Below are 18,312 nucleotides of genomic sequence, written 5' to 3'. Positions count from 1 at the left end.
GCATGGGGTCTCCTCCTGCAGCTTCCTCGGGCGAGTCTCCTCATCCGGTGCGCTTCTTCGCGGATGACGACTTCTTCGATTCCGATTTCTTCGACGAGGTCTTCTTTGTGCTCGCCTTCGCGCTCGACTTCTTACCCGATGACCCCTTCTTCGATGATCGAGAACTGTCCACGGACTTGCGCAGGGCCTCCATAAGGTCGATGACGTCGCCTCCGGAGTCCTCCTCGGCGTCGTCCTCGGCGAAGGTCTTCTCGACATCGAAGCTCTCGCCCGATTCGATCTTCGCGTCGATGAGTTTGCGCAGTTCGACCTGGTAATCGTCGCTGAACTCCTCGGGGGTGAAGTCCTCGGAATACGATTCCACGAGCTTCTTTGACATCTCGAGTTCTTTGCCCGAGATCTTTGCCTTCGAGTTCACGCCCCTGAAGTCGACGTCACGGAGCTCATCGGCCCAGCGCAGGGTCTGAATCATGAGGACTTTTCCGCACACTCGCAACACGGCCAGGCGCGTCCTGGTGCGCAGGGTGAGTTTGACGATCGCGGTCCGCTCCGTGTCCTCAAGCGTCTGGCGCAGCAAAAGGTAGGCTTTCGGCGTCTTCGACGTCGGCTCGAGGAAATAGGACTTCTCCAGCATGATTGGGTCGATGTCGTCACTGGGCACGAACTGGAGGACGTCGATGTCGTCGTTGTCCTCTGCGGGAAGGGCCTCGAAGTCTTCGTCGGTGAGGACGACCCGATGTTCGCCGTCGTCATAGGCCTTGTCGATGTCGTCGTATTCGACGGTCTTCCCGCACTTCTCACACCGATGCTGATTGCGGATCCGCCCGCCGTCCTTCGCGTGGACCTGGTGCATTCTCACGTCGTGGTTCTCCGTGGCCGAGTACAGCTTCACGGGCACATTCACGAGGCCGAAGGCGATGGATCCGGTCCAGATAGCTCTCATTACCCCATTGAAACGCAGGTTTCGAGCACTGGCTAGGCCCCTTGGCGATCTGCAGCGGGTCGGTGGCGACTTCTGGCCGCCGGAGACACCCAGTTGCTTCGCGTTGGACTTCACCCATAGTGATCACCTCCGGACCTACTGGTGAGGCACCGCCGTCCGGCTGCCGATTCCGTCCGTGCAGCGCAGGGGTGTTAGATTGGCGGTTCGAACGCGAACTGGTTGCCGGACAGCGGCCTTCGCAATCATCGAGTAAAGGAGTACTCATGGCAGTCATTCTCTGGATCCTCGCAGCGATCCTCGTCATCTCAGGAATCTTCGCCATCTTCAGGAAGCAGATTCTCTGGGGTGTTGTGCTCATCGTGGTCGGCTGCCTCGTCGGGCCCGGGGGAGTGAGCATCTTCACCTGAGACAGGCGGACGGGCCCGGAAGGGATAGAGTGAGCGGATGTCTGCTCTGAAAATCCCGTCCCTCCGCCATCTTGGCCGTCTGCGGCGAATCGTGCCCTGGACGGCCGCCGGCCTGGCCGCTGCAGTGCCGACGACCGTCGCGGCCTCGATGGCCATCGACCTCATCCAACAGCGAGGGCGGAAATCGCGCCCTGCGCCGCGGCCGGGCACGTTCAGCTCGACGGTCGAGCAGTCAGAGCTCGACATCTACACCGACGGCGCCACCCTCTACGACGCTATGGTCGATGCGATCGACTCCGCACGTGAGTCGATCCTCATGGAGACGTTCATCTGGAAGAACGACGAGGTGGGGCAGAGATTCATCGACGCTTTCAATGCAGCGTCCGCCCGCGGCGTAGAGATCCACCTGATCTACGACGGCTTCGCCAACCTTTCGGTCCCGGCCTCTTTCTATCGTAGGCTCTCGGCGGACATCCACGTGCTCCGGATGCCGACTCTGAGGCGCAAGTTCTGGAGAGGACCTCTGCGTCATTCGGGATTCAACCATTCGAAGATCCTCGTCATCGATGACGATGTGGCCTTCGTCGGTGGCTTCAACATCGGATCGCTCTACGCTCGCCATTGGCGCGACACCCATCTGCGCTCGATCGGGCCCGGAGCGTGGGCGCTGCGACAGTCCGTCGCGGAAGTGTGGAACGCGTTCCACGACTCGGACGAGCAGATCTCCTGGGTCCCGCCTGCGGCCTGGGAGTCGCAGCTGCGCGTCTCTGCGAACCTTCCTGTCCACCTCGTCTACCCGATCCGCAACACGTACCTCAACGCCTTTGCTCGCGCGCGGGAGCGGATCTGGCTGACGACTCCCTATTTCATTCCCGACCAGCAGCTGCTCCGCTCTCTGATCGAGGCGGCGGAGCGTGGCGTGGACGTGCGTGTCATGGTTCCCCAGCAGTCGAACCACATCCTCGGCGATTGGCTCTCCCGGGGATTCTTCGAGCAGATGATCAATTCGGAGGTCACGGTTCTGCTCTATACCGCGAGCATGATCCATTCGAAGGTCGCCACGGTCGACGGCGAATGGTCGACGGTGGGCACAGCGAACATCGATCGACTGTCACTGTCATACAACTACGAGACGAATGTCGAAGTCATCGACCCGTCGTTCGCGGCCGAGATGGAGAAGGTGTTCGAAAGCGACTCCACGCACTGCGTCGAACTCGGAGCGGGTTGGCTCAACCGCCATCGACTGGCGAAGCTTGCCGAACGTGCCCTGGTGCCGATGCGCCCCTGGCTCTGAGAAGATTTCCTCGCTCTTCGTACCTGTCTTCGTGTGCGCTCCCATCCCGGTCACTTTCAGGGTAGCGTGAACGAGAGGACCTGCCAGCAGAGAGGGCCGATGCATGGACGCATCAGGAGCATTCACCGTGGAAACGTTCACCCCCGTCGATCTTCCGCGAGAGGAGACGCCGACCACGGCCACCCCGGTCGGTCTCGCGCGGATGGAGAAGCATTTCACCGGCGAAGTCAACGGGCACTCGACGACGTTGTTCACCTTCGCTGTGGACCATTCGACCGACGTCGGCGGCTATGTCGCCATGGAGTCGTTCGCAGGGAAGCTGCACGAACGCACGGGCACCTTCAACTTCACCCATTCGGCGACGACCACCGGTGAGGACCGGGCCAACGAATCGTTCGTCATCATCCCGTCGAGCGGCACCGGAGATCTGGCCGGGATCACTGGGACCGGCGGACTGAGGAACGAAGCCGACGGCACCCATCGTGTCTGGCTGACGTACGAACTGCCCGAATAGTCCGTTCGCGTCAAGGCTCTGTCGGTGACGTTCCCGACGGTATAGTCTCGGCCCATGCTCGACGTTCTCTCCGCCGCTGCGACGCGGCTCTTCGACTCGCAGGAGCCGCAGGATGTCGCCGTCGCGACGATCATCGCGACCGAAGGGTCGGTTCCGCGCCCGGCGGGGACCTCGATGCTCGTCGATGCCGTCGGCGGAATCGTCGGCTCCCTCACCGGGGGATGTGTCGAAGGAGCCGTGCTCGAGGCGTGTCAGGACGCGCTCGCCACCGGGGACGCCTCGGTGCAGAGGTTCGGCTACAGCGATGACGATGCCTTCGCCGTCGGTCTGATGTGCGGTGGCCGCATCGATGTGCTCATCCAGCCCTTCCGGTCAGGTGATGACTGCCTGCGGCCTGACGCCGGCGGAAGCGAGCCGGCTGCCATGGTGCTGCGGCTGCCCTCCGCCGACGACGCTCGTGCCCCAGTGGCGCTCATTGCTGCCGACTCGGGAGACGAACGCAGCGTGACCGGCATCGACGATCTCACCCTCGGCCTCGACGCCCTGGTGCCGACTTCGGTGCTCGATACCGCCGCCCACCGTGTCGGAGCCCGCATCCGCAAAGGACGCACGGGACCGGTCCGTCTCGCCCCGCCCGAGGGCGGCAGCGAACCGATCGAACTGTTCGTCGAGACCCGCACCTTGCCGGCCCATCTCCTCGTCGTCGGCGCCAACGCTTTCAGTCTCGCCCTCGTCGAGGCGGCCAGGCCCTTGGGCCTGCGCATCACCGTGTGCGACCCCCGTCCGGCCTTCGCCGACCCGGCATCGTTTCCCGGCGCCGAGGTGGTCCGAGCGTGGCCGCACCGATTCCTTGCCGAGGCGGTCGAGACCGGGGACGTCGACGAGCGCAGCATGATCTGCGTCCTCAGTCACGATCCGAAGGTCGACGTCCCCACCCTGACCGCCGCGCTCGACCTCGATGTGGCGTATGTCGGGGCGATGGGCTCGCGCCGCAGCGACCGTGACCGGCGTGCGGCGCTGCGTGAAGCAGGAGTGGCGAGCCCAGCACTGGCACGGTTGCATTCGCCGATCGGTCTCCATCTGGAGACGTTCACCCCGGCCGAGGTGGCTGTGTCGATCCTCGCAGAGATCCTCGCTGTACGCGGTGGCCGCCGACAGGTCGTTCCCCTCAGCGACGAACGGGAAGATTCGCCTCTTCACTGAGGGGAAACGAGTCGCCAGTCGCTGGCAGCATCTTCGCAATCGACTTCGATATGTGAGTCGTAGCATTCTGTTGTTCCTCGTAGTGCCTGCCCCTAGCGTGCGATACGACCTCACCTTCAGGACTACAACCCATGACGAGTGCTAGGAAGCATTCATATGCGATGATCGCTCAGTCATGGGTGATGGCGGACTGTGGCCGTTTTGCCGATAAGTGCGCGAGCGAGTGCTCGAGCGTGCCAGGGCCAGACAATCAACAGTCTCTCCAAGAAGCTGACGAACACGTTCTCCTCGTTTCTCATCTCAACCGAACATGGTCTGGCCCCGGGGGATAACCCGGGGCCAGAAGGGGAAGCCGTGGACGGGCCCGCATCATTTCGTCGTCATTGTGACGTCACTGCCGCGCATCTTGCGTCGAGCACACTGGTGGAAAGACTTGCGGACGTGACCACAGGGCTGTATAGCTCATCCTGGGTGCGGAAACGTCTCACCTCCTTTCATCGAAGATGTCAGCGCCGTTGAACCGGGGAGGAGAGCGCTGACAAGCGAGGACTCGGCGGGCGATAACCTGCGTTGCTGAGAGGCCGGGCGACCGGAACAGCTGCCACGGTGCGGAGTGCCTGAAGGCCCGGCACTCGCAATGAGTCATAACCCGCGGTTCATCATCTGTGTGGTGACTCGTGTCGAGGTCGCGCAGTTCGCGGTCGCTGAGGATGATCGCCCAGAACGCAGCATCGATACCCAGCTGGACGTCTGGTGCACACGTCTGCATGGGAACACCCCACCAGTTGTAGTTAGGCGCTGATGGCTGCCGGTTCAGCAGAGCCTGAGTTGATGGCGATCTTGCGGGGTTTCGCCGACTCCGCGACCGGGATGCTGAGTGTGAGCACACCGGCGTCGTAGTTCGCCGTGATGTTGCTGGTGTCGAGGTTGTCGCCGAGGACGAGCTGACGGCTGAAGGTCCCGCGGGGCCGCTCTGCCGCGACCGAGGACTCCCCGTGGTCGGGGGCGGGCCGGTCAGCTTTGACGGTGACGACGTTGTTCTCGACGTCAAGGTCGATGTTGTCAGGATCAATCCCTGGCAGGTCGAGTTCGACGCGGAAAGTATCGCCGTCGCGCCAGGCGTCCATCGGCATCATTACGGGGCGAGCCGTTGTGCCGGTGGCTCCGAAGATTTCTCTGCTCAGGCGTTCGACTTCGCGGAATGGGTCTGTGCGCATCATAATCATTGTGAAACCTCCTTTGCTGGATGGTGGATTCGTGCAGATGATATGATCTATATCATCTGATAGACATATGATTTAGTCGATCAGAATGCGAATGTCAACATTGTTTCGGGAGGAATTTTGGGAGATGGGGAGATGGCGACTTCAGAGTCTGGTGGGCGCTTGTTCTCGATTTCGCGGGTCGCGGAGTTGACTGGTGTCGGTGTGCAGTCGTTGCGGCAGTACGAGGCTCGTGGCCTCGTGACGCCTGTGCGCAGTGAGGGTGGGACGCGGCGGTTCAGTCGCGGGGATATTGCTCGTCTGCGGCGTGTGCGGGAGCTGGTTGACGTGGGCGCGAATCTCGCTAGCATCGGAATCATTCTCGATCTCCAGGATGAGAACACCTCGCTTCGGTACGAATTGAGGAGGATGCAGTGATGGCAGACAGTGTCCGCCCCGGCGTTGAAGTGCCCGGACCGGATTGGAACGAACAGCTCGTCGACGCCGCAACGCATATCGACGACGGTTACGAAGAGGCTGAGCCTCGCTGGGGAACAATCCGCGAGGCGGATGCGGGCGATGTTGCCGATCAATCCATCGTTGTAGAGGTTGATGATGAAGACGGGTGAGAAGCCGCGCTGATCTGAGGGCGGCATCTCGGGCTAGAGGGGGAAGTTGCCCTGCTTCTTCCATCGGCCGTGCCGGCGTTCGAATGCGAACCGTTCCGCCCGCAACCGCCTCACCCGCTCCACAACGTCCGGCGCGTAACCGTATGCGGCGTCCGTATCCACGATCCCCTCGAGCACGATGGCGTACCTCTCTGCCGGAAGTTCGATTCGCTGGCACAACTCGTCTCGCCCCGCCGCAGTAGGCGCAGTCTTCTCGAGGTCGAGGATCAACCGATCATGCTCGGACAGCTCGTGTACAGTGCCGGGGACCATGGAGACCATTGTGACACAGCGGAATTCGACGCCGCGTAGCAGGTGTCAGCGGCTGCGCTGGCGATAGAGCTTCAGACGGCGAAGCTGACATGTAGGACTACCCCATAGTGATTATGCTCAGTAGACTTCGGAACCAGAACAATCTTCTATACAACTCGCTGGTCGAGTAGCGGAGGACATTTTGCTCACCACCTCATCCCAGGCTCTTCAAGTGCTGGTCGTAGCCGACCCGGGTCTGCCCAGCAGGCGAGCGGCTTCCATCCACTCCACGTTAGAGCGCTATCTGCGCGAGGCGTATGGGGTCACAACGACGCTGCACACTCGCACCGACACGGTCTATCTGACACCCGAGCGCGAGCTGGCTCTAGACGCAGTCGAAGACCTCCGCGCTGATTACCCCGACGTCAACATCATCCTCATCCTCACAGAGATCCCACGGCACACCCAGGGCGATCCTCTGATCGCCGAAGTCTACTCTGACCGCAACCTTGCGGTCGTCTCATGCCCCACACTCGGCGCGTGGGCCACCAAGCGCCGCATCATCAAAGTCATGATGAGCTCAGTGAACAAGTTGGTCCCGTGGGACCCCGAAGCCACGACGCGCAAATTTCTGCTCGGATGGTCGAACTGGTCGAACAATGAAGACTCCAGCCATCAGTCCTTGCACGCCCACACCATCACCGGAGGCCCACGCCTTATTATGGGGATGACGATTGCCAACGAACCTTGGCGCACGGCTCCGAAACTCTCAGGAGCCCTCGCAGCAGCCTCGGCAACCGGAGCTTTCGGCATCTTCTACAGTTCGATCTGGCAGATGTCGACCTACCTGTCCACCCTCCGGCTGCTCTCAATCGGCGCGCTCGCTATCGTAGTGATGGTCGCCTGGTTGATCGCCAGTCACAAACTCTGGGATCGACCGGTCAACGAACGTCTGGCCACGGTGGTCATGTACTACAACCTCTCCACGGTCCTCACACTGCTGATCACTGTGATCGCTCTCTACGCGACACTGGTCGTCCTCATTCTTCTGGGCGGCCTCGTCGTTATCGATCCGGCATTTATGACCCAACAGATTCAGCAAGAGGCGTCATTCACCAACTACCTCGATATCGCATGGCTCAGCGCAGCTATGGGTGTGGTCGCCGGCGGCATCGGTGCCAGCTTCGACACTGATGCCGACGTGCAGAAACTGACTCATGGCCAGCGGATGCGGCAACGAGTCTATACAGACAACAGCACGGATGCCGACGACACGGTGGAGAGCAGTTGACTGAGATCTGCCAAGCATGCCGCTAGTCTGCTCATTGGGGTGATGTGGAAGAGCCGGCTGAAATTGGGTATCTGCACCCACCTGAGATATAAGCGTGTTCAGAGCCATCACCTCCGACTGCCTCCTGCGTGTTCACCACACACCGAGTTCCGACGAAATGTTCTGCCTGAAAGACGTGAAATGGAAACCTTGTTCGACTCAACCTCGTCTCGGATCATCCCTACACCGTTCGAACCGTGGTGGGAAACTCCAGACTTCAGGGATGATCTCTCCGAGGTCGTCACGAGCAGTGCGTCCACTGTCGACAAGATCACCGCCCTTGCCCGTCTTCTGCAGCTCACAGGGTGTTCACCTCAGATCGATCAATGGGAAAGGCTGCTTCAACTGGCTGCGATCGACATCGGCGTCGCTCGTATGCTTGAACCCCACGTCGACGCTCTGGGCATCCTCGCCGAGGCCGGACACGAAACACCTGACCCCGATTCGGCCTGGGGCGTGTACGCGGCTGACCTGCCCACACATCGCGTGAACGTGATCGATGCCGGTTCGGAAAACCTCCTCACCGGCACGAAAGCTTGGTGCTCTTTGGCCGCGGAACTCACCCACGCGATCGTCATCGCCAGCGGCAGCGACGGGAACCGAGCCTACGCGGTGAATCTTCGGCACCCTCGTGTACGACCGCAGACAGGTGCTTGGCCGAGTCTGGGTCTCAGAGAAATCCCGAGCGGCTCAGTCGTCTTCGACCGAGCACCGGCGACGAGTGTCGGCCCCCCGAATTGGTACCTTGACCGCCCCTCTTTCGCTTGGGGCGGGATTCGCGTGGCAGCCTGCTGGTTCGGTGGAGCTTTGGGACTGGCCCGGCGTGCAGCCCAAACCCACCTGAACAGGGCTGGGCGCTCGCCGATGGGAGAGATGCAGCTCGGGCAGCTTGATGCTGAGATCTTCGCGGTCCGCACCATGTTGGCGCAAACTGCTGCTGCAGCGGATGGGGATGAGAAGTTCTCGCGAGAACACGCGTGGAGACTGGCTCTGAGAGTTCGCAACAACATATACCGCAGTGCCCAACGGATCCAGCTTCTGAGCAGGGAGCTGGCCGGTCCCGCGGTTCTGACGAGTGATGCGGCATTTGCCAAAGCTGACGCTGATCTCACCGTCTACCTCAGTCAGCATCACGGGCCTCGGGACGAAGCTGCTTTGGGCGAGAATATCTGTGCAGAGTCAGATGTCGATGAGGTTTAGCCACCAAGACCGCAGCACCGGAGAAGATGCATGGGTGCAGGCGGGTGCCCTTGACCTTCCGGCGGTTCCGGCGAGCACAATCGCCACAGGCGGAACCATCATCGTCCTTGCCGCACACCCAGACGATGAAGCGCTGGGAGCCGCTGCGCTGCTCGCACGTGCCGATGAGTGGAGCTGCCAGCTGAAAGTCCTACTCTTCAGCGCAGGCGAGAAATCGCACCCTGAGTCGCCGACGTATACCGGCGATCAGCTCAAAAGCATCCGTCTGGAGGAGTTCGATCGTGCGCTGAGCACCTTCGACAAGGCGCACTCCAGTCGTTTTCTCAATCTGCCCGACGGTCAGCTGCCCGAATATTCAAGCCAGATCAGAGACGTGATCCGACAGGAGATCGCACGATCACATGGGCCGGTGACACTCGTTGCCCCCTACAGCCGGGATGGGCACTGTGACCACGAGGCGGTGGGCGCCGCGGCGCTGGACATCGGGCGATCACATCATGCCGTAGTACTCGAATATCCCATCTGGTTCTGGCACTGGGCTGCTCCCACAGACCCACGGTGGCAGGCCTGGCAGCTCTTAGCCGACCCACAGGGTCTCGATCGAAATGCTCTGCTCGCGTGTTACCCGTCGCAGACAGAAGCGCTGTCGGATCAGCACGGGGACGAAGCGATCCTCACCAGCGCCCATTTGGAGCACTTCATCCGGAGCCACGATACTTTCGTGATCACGGATTTCAGATCCGGTGAGGCATCGCCGAGCTCTGGTCAGGAGGGAATAGGCTCGCGGATCAATGATGCGTCCACTGCGTCGGCGGTGTTCGATGATGTGCACAGAGAACGGAGCGATCCGTGGACGGTATGGGACTCTGAATACGAAATCGCCAAACGCGAGACCCTTGTGTCCCACCTCCCGTCGACCTCGTTCTCCCACATTCTCGAGATCGGTTGTTCAGTCGGCGCTTTGACTAGAGAGCTTGCCGCTTACAGCGTCAGAGTGACAGCTGTCGATGCCAGCTGCGAGGCGCTGAAAACAGCGAAACGTCTGCAGACGACCGCTGCAGCCGAAATAGCCTTCCTGCACGCCACTGTCCCATACGAATGGCCCGAAGGGCATTTCGACTGCGTCGTCCTCTCAGAGACCGGCTTCTATCTGACACGTGCACAGCTGCAACGAACGTTGGAACGCATTGATGAATCAACCCCATCGCGCTTTGTGCTCGTTCTCTGTCATTGGAAGGGTGACATCGAAGATTGGCCTCTGACCGCCGATGAAGTCCATGACGCGTGCCTGGACTACTGGCCCCGACTGCGGACCGATTTTCGCTTCGAGGCCGAGTATCGTCTCGATATCGTGACGGTGGACAAAACTGACGATTTCCTCCCTGCGGAAGCCGTTGAGTGATCACGCACTTGGGCATTGTCATCCCGGCTCACAATGAACAAGACGAGATCCTCGGCTGTCTCGACTCGGTGGCCCAAGCGTGTGCTCAGGTCCCTGATGGGCTCGCGCCATTGTCCACTCGAATCCTCGTCGTGGCCGATGCCTGTACCGACGAAACGGTGAGCCGCGTCGCAGACTTCGCCGAACAGCATCCACAAGTCACGATACTTGAGACGTCGTTCAAGAACGTGGGCAGTGCCCGGAATTTCGCCTGGAATCACTTCAAGCAGATGGTTGAAGCTGATCGTGATGTCAACTTCGACCTGACATGGATTGCGTTCACCGATGCGGACAGCAGAGTTCCCACTCACTGGCTGACGACGCATCTTGCCTTGGCGGAAGCCGGAAGCGACTGCCTAGTCGGCACAGTGTCGCCGCGACCTGATACCGGGTCGGCAGCGCTGATCGCGAAATGGCACTCTCACCACACGTTACTTGAGGACCACCCCTACGTGTTCGGCGCGAACCTGGGCATTCGAGGCTCGTATCTCAACATCATCGGCGGCATGCCTCAGCTGCCACTTGGCGAAGATGCCGCAACCGTTGCTGCAGTGCTCGGCGCGGGGGGAAACGTGAGACGCACCGATACCTGCCGGGTTCTCACCTCGGCCCGTCTGGAGGGACGCGCGGAGGGAGGCTTCAGCAGCTTTATGCAGAGCCTTCGATGAGACCCGACTCTGCTCACAGCACTTCAGGCCGCCCCCGGCCGAGTTGTTCCCGACAACCTAGAGCTAATCGCGAGAACTGACGACTGTCAGCCTGTGCAGGTCCTTTGGCACATCGACATCGGCCCCGTCGTCGAGGTCGGAGCAGTCGACGAGGTCGACGACAGCTCTGTGCGTCTCGAGCAGGTCGCGGGCACCGACGTCGCCGTGCGCGGCGGCAGCCGCCTGGCTCGTCCAGCTCTCGTCGAAGAGCACAGGGTGACCGCGGCGCAGCGACCCATTCGCATCACAGTGGCCCGCAGCGGTGATCGCACGGGGACGATGGGCGGCGATGAGACGAGCGACTTCCGCCGCACAGATTCCGGGACGGTCCACAGGTGTGACCATGACGTCGGGTCCGGGGCCGATCGCCTGCAGGCCGCGGCGCAGCGAGGAACCCATACCCGAAGACCAGTCAGGGTTGAACGCGACGGACACGCGGTCACACCCGGCCAGCAGGCGCGCGACCTGCTCGCTGCAGGCTCCGGTGACGACTGTGACGTCCCGGCAGCCACCGTCGAGCAGGGTGAGGACCATCGACTCCACCAGGGTGAGTCCATCCTCCCGCGTCAGCAGTGCCTTCGGCCCTCGGCCGAGGCGTCGCCCCGCTCCGGCGGCGAGGACGAGTCCTCTCGGGGGACCGGTGGTGGGTCGTTTGGGAGGAGTCGACCCGGTCTCGCCGCTCACGTCGGCAGGAACGCGTCGCCGAAGATCGGCAGATCGCGGACTCGGACTCCGGTGGCGTTGAAGGCTGCGTTCGCGATCGCGGCTGCGGCACCGACGATGCCGATCTCACCGACGCCGCGCGCGCCGAGGGGACCGGCCAGCGGATCCTTCTCATCGAGCCAATCTGCCTCGATGTCGGTGATGTCGGCGTTGACGGGCACGTGATACTCCGCGAGGTCGTGGTTGACTACGTGACCGAAGCGCGGGTCGAGCTCGCCCTTCTCATGCAGAGCCATCCCGACGCCCATGGTCATGCCGCCGATGAACTGTGAGCGTGCGGTGATCGGGTTGACGATCCGACCGGCGGAGAACATGCCGAACATGCGGTCGAGTCGGATCTCACCGGTGGTCGGCTGGATGCGGACCTCGGCGAAATGGGCTCCGAAAGAGTGTAGGGCGAACTTCTCCGCCGCGGGATTGGCCTCGGCTTCACCGTGGGCCTCGGCTCCGACGGCAGGATCGGCTCCGTGCTCGGAACGGAGCTCCTGGGCTGCGGAGACGATCGCCGTGCTCCAACTCGCCAAACCCGTGGATCCGCCGGCCACGGTCGCGTTCGGCAGCGCGGTGTCGCCGATTCGCAGCTCGACTTGCCCGATGGGAACGCCGAGAGCGTCCGCGGCAGTCTGAGACAGGACGGTCCACGTCCCGGTGCCCAGATCGGCGGCACCGATCGAGACCTCAAAGCCTTCGGGAGTGCGGCGGATCCGCGCGACAGAGCCCGGCTGCCTGCCTGCCGGGTAGGTCGCAGAGGCCACGCCCATGCCGATGAACCAGCCGTTCTCCCGCCGGGCGCGCGGCTGCGGATTCCGCTTCTCCCAGCCGAAACGGTCTGCTCCTTCTCGCAGACAGTCGACGAGGCGGCGCTGGTTGAACGGCAGCCCGGTGTCCGGGTCCGTGGTCGGGTCATTGCGCACCCGCAGCTCGATGGGGTCGAGGCCGGCGGCCACTGCGAGTTCGTCCATGGCGATTTCGAGTCCGACCATGCCTGAAGCCTCGCCGGGAGCACGCATCCAGGAGGGCACCGGCACGTCGAGCGGAACCACTCGCTGGGTGAGGCGGCGGTTGTCGCCTGCGTACATCATGCGGCCCGGCTTCGTCGACTCCTCGGGGAACTCCTTGGTCTGCGAGGACATGGAGATCGCATCATAAGCGAAGGCCGTGAGCGTGCCGTCGGCTCTCGCGCCCAGACGGATGTGCTGCAGGGTCGGAGCTCGATAGCCGGTGATCGAGAACATCTGCTGCCGGGTCACGGCATATTTCACGGGTCGACCCGGCACCGCCTGCGCCGCGAGGGCAGCGAGCATCATATCCGCGTGGGGGAGGCCCTTGGAGCCGAAGCCGCCGCCGACGTGCGGGGAGATGATGCGGATCTTCTCCTGCTCCACCCCGAGGATCGGCGCCAATGTCGCGCGTGCGGGGTGCACGCCCTGCGTCGAGGTCCACAGGGTCAGTTCGTCTCTGTCCCAGCGGGCGACGGTGGTATGCGGTTCCATGGGATTGTTGTGCTCCATGGGGGTGCTGTAGCGCTCATCGATGGATACGGCCGCCTCAGCGAGGGCCGTGTCGACATCGCCTGTGCGCACATCCCCGCTGCCGGACTCCGGTTCCCGGCAAGCAGGGTGATCCTCGCGCAGCTCGACGTCGTGATCGTCCTGCACATAGGTGATCTCGATGAGGCTCGCCGCGTGGCGGGCCTGTTCGGGGGTGGTGGCGATGACGGCACCGAGGTACTGGCCTCGGAATCCGATCTCGGCAGAGCGCAGGATCGCGAGCTCACCGTCATCCGTGTCCGCCAGCTTGGGGGCGTTGTCGTGGGTGAGCACATGCACCACTCCCTCCGCAGCTTCGGCTGCGGAAGGGTCGATGTGCGCTGCCCGCCCACGGGCGATCTGCGCCTGCAGCGGGTAGAGGAAGAGCGGATCGTCGAGGGGATGCTCGTAGGCGTAGGGGGCGAGGCCGCGGACCTTGGCCGGGCCGTCGAGGCGGACCTGATGGGTACCGACGGCTGTGGTCGTAAGCAGGTCACTCATGGGTGTCCTCCGTGGTCGATTCCGGCAGAGCTTCCGGGACTCCGGTGAGCTCGGCGAGCACGGTGCAGATGGCGCCGCGAGTCATCTGGACCTTGAAGCGGTTGCCGTCGAGGGGTTCCGCCGCCTCGAGCTCGACGTCGGCTGCTGCCAGGAACGTCTCGGCAGTCGGTTCCGCCCCCCGCAGCACCGCCTCGGCGGCGCGGGCACGCCAGGGTTTGTGGGCGACGCCGCCGAGGGCGATCGCGGCTTCACGGATGACCGGCGCTCGCCCTGCGGTGTCGACGTCGACTCGGGCCGCGACGGAGACGAGAGCGAAGGCGTAGGAGGCGCGGTCGCGGATCTTCCGGTACGTCGAGGCGCCGGGCCGCGGGGGAGGGAGCTCGAGTGCCGTGATGAGTTCGCCATGCTCGAGGACTGTGTCCTGCTCAGGGCGATCCCCGGGCAGCCGGTGAAGCTCGGTGACCGGGATCCGGCGCTCACCGGTCGCACCGAGGACGACGACTGTGGCATCGAGTGCGGCCAGAGCGACGGCCATATCGGAGGGATGCGTGGCCACGCAGTCCGCTGAGGCACCGAGGATCGCGTGGTAGCGGGTGTAGCCGCCGATGGCCGAGCAGCCGGCACCGGGCTCGCGTTTGTTGCAGGGGGTCGAGGTGTCCTGGAAGTACACGCACCGGGTGCGCTGCAGCAGATTCCCGCCCATCGTGGCCGCGTTGCGCAGCTGACCGGAGGCACCGGAGAGCAGGGCACGTGCGAGCATCGGGTAGTCGCGTCGGATGTGCGGGTCGGCGGCGGCGTCGCTGTTGCGCACCATCGCACCGATCCGCAGGCCCCCGTCGTCGAGTGCCTCGACCTCCGTGAGCTCGAGACGATTGATTTCGACGACGAGACCTGGTTCTGCGACGCCCAGTTTGAGATGATCGACGAGGTTCGTACCTCCGGCCAGGAACACCGCATCGGGACGATCGGTGACAGTCGTGACGGCTCCGGCGGCATCGGCGGCGCGTTCGTAGTCGAAGGGATTCATCGTGACTCCTCTGCGGCTCGGCGCACGGCCGCGACGATGTTGACATAGGCTCCGCAGCGGCAGAGGTTGCCGCTCATTCGCTCGCGGATCTCCTCCTCGGACAGCTCGACTGGTCCCTCGAGGTCTTCGGTGACCACGCTCGGTGCGTTGTCGGCGGCTTCGGCCAGCATGCCTGCGGCCGAGCACACCTGCCCCGGTGTGCAGTACCCGCACTGGAACGCGTCGTGGGCGAGGAACGCCCGATGCAGAGTGGAGAGTTCACCCTCGGGGGCCAGACCGTCGGCGGTCATGACCTCGGCACCGTCGTGGGTGAGCGCGAGCGCCAGGCAGGAGTTGAGCCGACGATCGTCGACGAGGACGGTGCAGGCCCCGCATTGGCCGTGGTCGCAGCCCTTCTTCGCGGACATCACCCCCAACCGGTCCCGCAGCGCATCGAGAAGAGTGGTTCTGGAATCCACGACCAGAGTGTGCTCCTGGCCGTCGACGGTGAGGTGCAGCGAATGTCCCATGTGAGAGCCTCCAGACAGCATTGTCGACGTCTGTCAAACCTAACCCCGTTCGGAAGCCGCGACAAGGGGGTTCACCGGCGCCGAGGGCGTTCGGGCGGCCCCGCACCCCCTGTTGCACATGATCGGCGCGAAGTACGGTGAAAGGACTATCCAGCACGAACGGTGCACATGAGGAGGCGCTCAGTGGCAGGTCACGAGCAGAAGGTCACGGTCGAGGGCCATCGACTGACATTGAGCAATCTGGACAAAGTCCTCTACCCGGAGACCGGCACGACGAAGGGTGAGATCCTCGACTACTGCGCCAGGATCGCCCCGCACCTCATCCGCCATGCCCGGGACCGGATCGCCACGCGCAAACGTTGGGTCGACGGCGTCGGCACTCCCGATGACCCCGGGGATGTGTTCTTCGAGAAGAACCTCCCGGACTCCGCACCGTCGTGGATCCGAACACGGGCGATCCGGCACTCCACCGGCACCAAACGCTATCCCCTGGTCAACGATCTCGCGACCCTGACCTATCTCACGCAGATGGCCGCGCTCGAGATCCATGTGCCGCAGTGGACGGTGAGCGCCGGAGCGAAGGACCCCGGCACAATCGACGCGGAGACCCGCTACCCCGACCGCATGGTCTTCGACCTGGACCCGGGCCCCGGGCGCGGCCTCGCCGACTGCATCGAGGTGGCCCAGCTCGTGCGCGAACTGCTCGAGGGCATGGACCTGGAGGTCTACCCGGTGACCAGCGGATCGAAAGGCGTCCACCTGTATGCACCGCTGGACGGGTCGGTGAGCTCGCAGCAGGTCTCCGATGTCGCCCATGAGCTCGCCCGCAGCCTGGAGGCCGACCACACGAAGCTCATCGTCTCTGCGATGAAGAAGACGCTGCGGGAGAACAAGGTCCTCATCGACTGGTCGCAGAACTCGGCGTCGAAGACCACGGTGGCTCCGTATTCTCTGCGCGGACGCTTCACCCCTTTGGTCGCCGCACCGCGCGCGTGGGACGAATTCGACGACCCGGCCGCAGTCGAGCAGGTGCGCTTCGAGGAGGTTCTCGACCGGGTCGATGAGGTCGGGGACCTCCTCGAGCCCCTCGCCGAGGCGGCCGGAGGAACCGCTTCGGCCCCGGAGTCCGGGGCCGAAGCGGAGTCCCAAGCCGACCCGAAGTCGGACGATGCCCCGAAAGCCGGGCGCGACCGACTGGAGGCCTACCGGTCCAAACGGGATCCGAAGCGCACGAGCGAACCCGTGCCAGCGAAACAGGGAACGAGCGGGGACGAGCTGACCTTCGTCATCCAGGAACACCATGCGAGGAGCCTCCACTGGGACTTCCGACTCGAACACGAGGGGGTATTGGTGTCCTGGGCGCTGCCGAAGGGACCGCCGACCGACCCCGGGAAGAACCACCTGGCGGTCCAGACCGAGGATCACCCCCTCGAATACGGCAGTTTCGAAGGCGCGATCCCGAAAGGGGAGTACGGGGCCGGCGACGTCGAGATCTGGGACGCAGGCACCATCGAGATCGAGAAGTGGCACGAAGGCAAGGAGATCATCGCGGTCCTCCACGGGCGCGAGGACGGCGGTCTCGGGGGAGTGCGGCGGTTCGCCCTGTTCAACACCGGGGACCACGGACCGAACAAGGAGCCCGAGAAGAACTGGATGATCCACCTCATGGAGGACGAGCCGAAGAAGCAGTCGGCGGCAGCGGACGACTCATCGAAGAAGGGTACGCCGACCGGGCGTACCTCCAAGAAGCGAGCCGCGAAGAAGGAGGCTCTGCCGGCGGATCTGGCTCCGATGCTCGCGAGCATCGGCGACATCGGCTCCCTCCGGCGGGAGGCCGAGGACTGGGCCTTCGAGATGAAATGGGACGGCATCCGTGCCCTGGCGAAGGTGGCGCCCGGTGACGGGGAGCGCACCGGCAGCATCGAGCTGACCAGTCGCAACGGTCATGACATGACGAACACGTACCCCGAGCTTCACGAACTGGTCGAGTGCATCGATGTCGACTGCATCCTCGACGGTGAGATCGTCGCCCTCGGGCAGGGCAGCAGACCGGACTTCGGACGCCTCCAGCGCAGAATGGGGCTGAGCCGGGACAGCGATATCGAACGGGAACAGCGACGCACCCCTGTCTACCTCATGCTCTTCGACGTCCTTCACGCGGACGGGACCTCGCTGCTGCGCACCCCCTATACGGAACGGCGCGCACGTCTGTTCGAACTCGTGACCGAGAGCGAGCACATCCATGTGCCCGAGGCCTTCGAGGGAAGCGTCGACGCCGCCTTCGAGTCCAGCCGCAAGCTTCGACTCGAAGGAGTGCTGGCGAAGCGGACCGACAGCGTCTATCTGCCCGGAAAGCGCACCCGCACCTGGGCCAAGCTCAAGCACGCCTGGACCCGCGATGTCATCATCGTCGGCTGGCGGACCGGAGAAGGAGAACGCTCATCCAGCTTCGCCTCGCTATTGGTCGCCGCCCATGACGACGAAGGGCTCCACTACCTCGGTCGCGTGGGCACCGGGTTCGACGAGGCGGCCCTGCGGAGTCTGCGCTCCAGCCTCGATCGCCGGTCGCGGAAGACGCCGGCGCTCACCGTGCCGGCCGACGAGTCGCGAGATGCCCACTGGGTGCGACCCGACCTCGTCGGGGAGGTCCGGTTCTCTGGCCTGACCGAGGCCGGACGCCTGCGGCACCCGGTCTGGCGCGGCCTGCGCTCCGACATCGACGCAGAGGACGTCCGAGTCTGAACCAGTCGACGCTGATTCTGCTCCGATCCTCATGGACCTTTCGTCACGCACGTGCCGAGGAGCAGAGCCACGAGGAAGGCCACGACCACCCGGTCGATGGCATTTCGATGCGGGTTACGC

General features: G+C 63.6%; 18 protein-coding genes. 11 read left to right on the top strand and 7 right to left on the bottom strand.

What is annotated here, in order from left to right:
- Positions 1-40: 40 nt before the first annotated feature.
- Entirely contained in the window at positions 41-943 is a 903-nt protein-coding gene (gene ku / locus CXR29_RS13715; RefSeq protein WP_127364827.1) for a non-homologous end joining protein Ku, read from the bottom strand.
- A 263-nt stretch (positions 944-1,206) separates the two neighbouring features.
- Between ku and CXR29_RS17355 the strand changes: the two genes are divergently transcribed.
- From CXR29_RS17355 to CXR29_RS13700, 4 genes are all read left to right on the top strand, one after another.
- Positions 1,207-1,350 (top strand): GPGG-motif small membrane protein, encoded by a 144-nt coding sequence (locus tag CXR29_RS17355; RefSeq protein ID WP_164742832.1) that lies wholly within the window; start codon positions 1,207-1,209, stop codon positions 1,348-1,350.
- Between the two features lie 37 nt (positions 1,351-1,387).
- Positions 1,388-2,644 carry a phospholipase D-like domain-containing protein gene (locus CXR29_RS13710; RefSeq protein WP_206516219.1) on the top strand — a complete coding sequence of 419 codons (1,257 nt, stop codon included), beginning with the start codon at positions 1,388-1,390 and terminating at the stop codon, positions 2,642-2,644.
- A 103-nt stretch (positions 2,645-2,747) separates the two neighbouring features.
- Positions 2,748-3,158, top strand: a complete 411-nt coding sequence (locus tag CXR29_RS13705; RefSeq protein ID WP_127364826.1) for a DUF3224 domain-containing protein — start codon at positions 2,748-2,750, stop codon at positions 3,156-3,158.
- Between the two features lie 54 nt (positions 3,159-3,212).
- Positions 3,213-4,361: an XdhC family protein gene (locus CXR29_RS13700; protein ID WP_127364825.1), complete on the top strand. Its 1,149-nt coding sequence runs from the start codon at positions 3,213-3,215 to the stop codon at positions 4,359-4,361.
- Between the two features lie 791 nt (positions 4,362-5,152).
- Here the strand turns inward: CXR29_RS13700 and CXR29_RS13695 are convergent.
- Complete coding sequence (locus CXR29_RS13695) at positions 5,153-5,584, bottom strand: Hsp20/alpha crystallin family protein (RefSeq protein ID WP_101555761.1); 432 nt, start codon at positions 5,582-5,584, stop codon at positions 5,153-5,155.
- A 135-nt stretch (positions 5,585-5,719) separates the two neighbouring features.
- Between CXR29_RS13695 and CXR29_RS13690 the strand changes: the two genes are divergently transcribed.
- Positions 5,720-6,001 (top strand): MerR family transcriptional regulator, encoded by a 282-nt coding sequence (locus CXR29_RS13690; protein ID WP_101555741.1) that lies wholly within the window; start codon positions 5,720-5,722, stop codon positions 5,999-6,001.
- The gene (locus tag CXR29_RS13685) at positions 6,001-6,192 is read left to right on the top strand and encodes a hypothetical protein (RefSeq protein ID WP_127364824.1); all 192 of its coding nucleotides are present in this window, start codon (positions 6,001-6,003) and stop codon (positions 6,190-6,192) included. Before CXR29_RS13690 ends, CXR29_RS13685 begins: the two co-directional genes overlap by 1 nt.
- A 33-nt stretch (positions 6,193-6,225) precedes the next feature.
- On the opposite strand, the gene CXR29_RS13680 is transcribed toward CXR29_RS13685, so the two are convergent.
- Positions 6,226-6,504, bottom strand: coding sequence for a DUF3263 domain-containing protein (locus CXR29_RS13680; RefSeq protein WP_127364823.1), 279 nt, complete (start codon positions 6,502-6,504; stop codon positions 6,226-6,228).
- Between the two features lie 211 nt (positions 6,505-6,715).
- On the opposite strand from CXR29_RS13680, the gene CXR29_RS13675 reads away from it, so the two are divergent.
- The 4 genes from CXR29_RS13675 (at position 6,716) to CXR29_RS13660 (ending at position 11,122) form a co-directional block, all read left to right on the top strand.
- Positions 6,716-7,774 (top strand): hypothetical protein, encoded by a 1,059-nt coding sequence (locus CXR29_RS13675; RefSeq protein ID WP_241241463.1) that lies wholly within the window; start codon positions 6,716-6,718, stop codon positions 7,772-7,774.
- A 180-nt stretch (positions 7,775-7,954) separates the two neighbouring features.
- Entirely contained in the window at positions 7,955-9,013 is a 1,059-nt protein-coding gene (locus tag CXR29_RS13670) for a hypothetical protein (RefSeq protein WP_127364822.1), read from the top strand.
- Positions 8,985-10,415, top strand: coding sequence for a PIG-L family deacetylase (locus CXR29_RS13665; protein ID WP_241241462.1), 1,431 nt, complete (start codon positions 8,985-8,987; stop codon positions 10,413-10,415). Before CXR29_RS13670 ends, CXR29_RS13665 begins: the two co-directional genes overlap by 29 nt.
- Positions 10,412-11,122 (top strand): glycosyltransferase family 2 protein, encoded by a 711-nt coding sequence (locus tag CXR29_RS13660; RefSeq protein WP_101543496.1) that lies wholly within the window; start codon positions 10,412-10,414, stop codon positions 11,120-11,122. The genes CXR29_RS13665 and CXR29_RS13660 overlap by 4 nt, the downstream gene beginning before the upstream one ends.
- A 63-nt stretch (positions 11,123-11,185) precedes the next feature.
- On the opposite strand, the gene CXR29_RS13655 is transcribed toward CXR29_RS13660, so the two are convergent.
- From CXR29_RS13655 to CXR29_RS13640, 4 genes are read right to left on the bottom strand one after another with little or no spacing between them, the layout of a single operon-like run.
- Complete coding sequence (locus CXR29_RS13655) at positions 11,186-11,845, bottom strand: nucleotidyltransferase family protein (RefSeq protein WP_127364821.1); 660 nt, start codon at positions 11,843-11,845, stop codon at positions 11,186-11,188.
- On the bottom strand, positions 11,842-13,914 hold the full coding sequence (locus CXR29_RS13650; protein WP_127364820.1) for a xanthine dehydrogenase family protein molybdopterin-binding subunit: 2,073 nt from the start codon (positions 13,912-13,914) through the stop codon (positions 11,842-11,844). The genes CXR29_RS13655 and CXR29_RS13650 overlap by 4 nt, the downstream gene beginning before the upstream one ends.
- Positions 13,907-14,941: an FAD binding domain-containing protein gene (locus CXR29_RS13645; RefSeq protein ID WP_127364819.1), complete on the bottom strand. Its 1,035-nt coding sequence runs from the start codon at positions 14,939-14,941 to the stop codon at positions 13,907-13,909. The genes CXR29_RS13650 and CXR29_RS13645 overlap by 8 nt, the downstream gene beginning before the upstream one ends.
- Positions 14,938-15,450, bottom strand: a complete 513-nt coding sequence (locus CXR29_RS13640; protein ID WP_127364818.1) for a (2Fe-2S)-binding protein — start codon at positions 15,448-15,450, stop codon at positions 14,938-14,940. Before CXR29_RS13640 ends, CXR29_RS13645 begins: the two co-directional genes overlap by 4 nt.
- A 183-nt stretch (positions 15,451-15,633) precedes the next feature.
- Between CXR29_RS13640 and CXR29_RS13635 the strand changes: the two genes are divergently transcribed.
- Positions 15,634-18,192 carry an ATP-dependent DNA ligase gene (locus tag CXR29_RS13635; protein WP_127364817.1) on the top strand — a complete coding sequence of 853 codons (2,559 nt, stop codon included), beginning with the start codon at positions 15,634-15,636 and terminating at the stop codon, positions 18,190-18,192.
- Positions 18,193-18,312: the final 120 nt, after the last annotated feature.

It is taken from the genome of Brevibacterium linens (assembly GCF_003999335.1).
Lineage (GTDB): Bacteria > Actinomycetota > Actinomycetes > Actinomycetales > Brevibacteriaceae > Brevibacterium > Brevibacterium linens.
Note: the sequence above shows the minus strand (reverse complement) of the source record. Positions and strands in the feature narration are given on the sequence as shown.

What these genes read in the sequence shown, in the direction of transcription:
- CXR29_RS13710 (WP_206516219.1), top strand. Translation starts at nt 1,388, where the DNA reads ATGTCTGCTCTGAAAATCCCGTCCCTCCGCCATCTTGGCCGTCTGCGG.
- CXR29_RS13680 (WP_127364823.1), bottom strand. Translation starts at nt 6,504, where the DNA reads ATGGTCCCCGGCACTGTACACGAGCTGTCCGAGCATGATCGGTTGATC.
- CXR29_RS13650 (WP_127364820.1), bottom strand. Translation starts at nt 13,914, where the DNA reads ATGAGTGACCTGCTTACGACCACAGCCGTCGGTACCCATCAGGTCCGC.
- CXR29_RS13705 (WP_127364826.1), top strand. Translation starts at nt 2,748, where the DNA reads ATGGACGCATCAGGAGCATTCACCGTGGAAACGTTCACCCCCGTCGAT.
- CXR29_RS13640 (WP_127364818.1), bottom strand. Translation starts at nt 15,450, where the DNA reads ATGGGACATTCGCTGCACCTCACCGTCGACGGCCAGGAGCACACTCTG.
- CXR29_RS17355 (WP_164742832.1), top strand. Translation starts at nt 1,207, where the DNA reads ATGGCAGTCATTCTCTGGATCCTCGCAGCGATCCTCGTCATCTCAGGA.
- CXR29_RS13700 (WP_127364825.1), top strand. Translation starts at nt 3,213, where the DNA reads ATGCTCGACGTTCTCTCCGCCGCTGCGACGCGGCTCTTCGACTCGCAG.
- CXR29_RS13690 (WP_101555741.1), top strand. Translation starts at nt 5,720, where the DNA reads ATGGCGACTTCAGAGTCTGGTGGGCGCTTGTTCTCGATTTCGCGGGTC.
- CXR29_RS13685 (WP_127364824.1), top strand. Translation starts at nt 6,001, where the DNA reads ATGGCAGACAGTGTCCGCCCCGGCGTTGAAGTGCCCGGACCGGATTGG.
- ku (WP_127364827.1), bottom strand. Translation starts at nt 943, where the DNA reads ATGAGAGCTATCTGGACCGGATCCATCGCCTTCGGCCTCGTGAATGTG.
- CXR29_RS13670 (WP_127364822.1), top strand. Translation starts at nt 7,955, where the DNA reads ATGGAAACCTTGTTCGACTCAACCTCGTCTCGGATCATCCCTACACCG.
- CXR29_RS13645 (WP_127364819.1), bottom strand. Translation starts at nt 14,941, where the DNA reads ATGAATCCCTTCGACTACGAACGCGCCGCCGATGCCGCCGGAGCCGTC.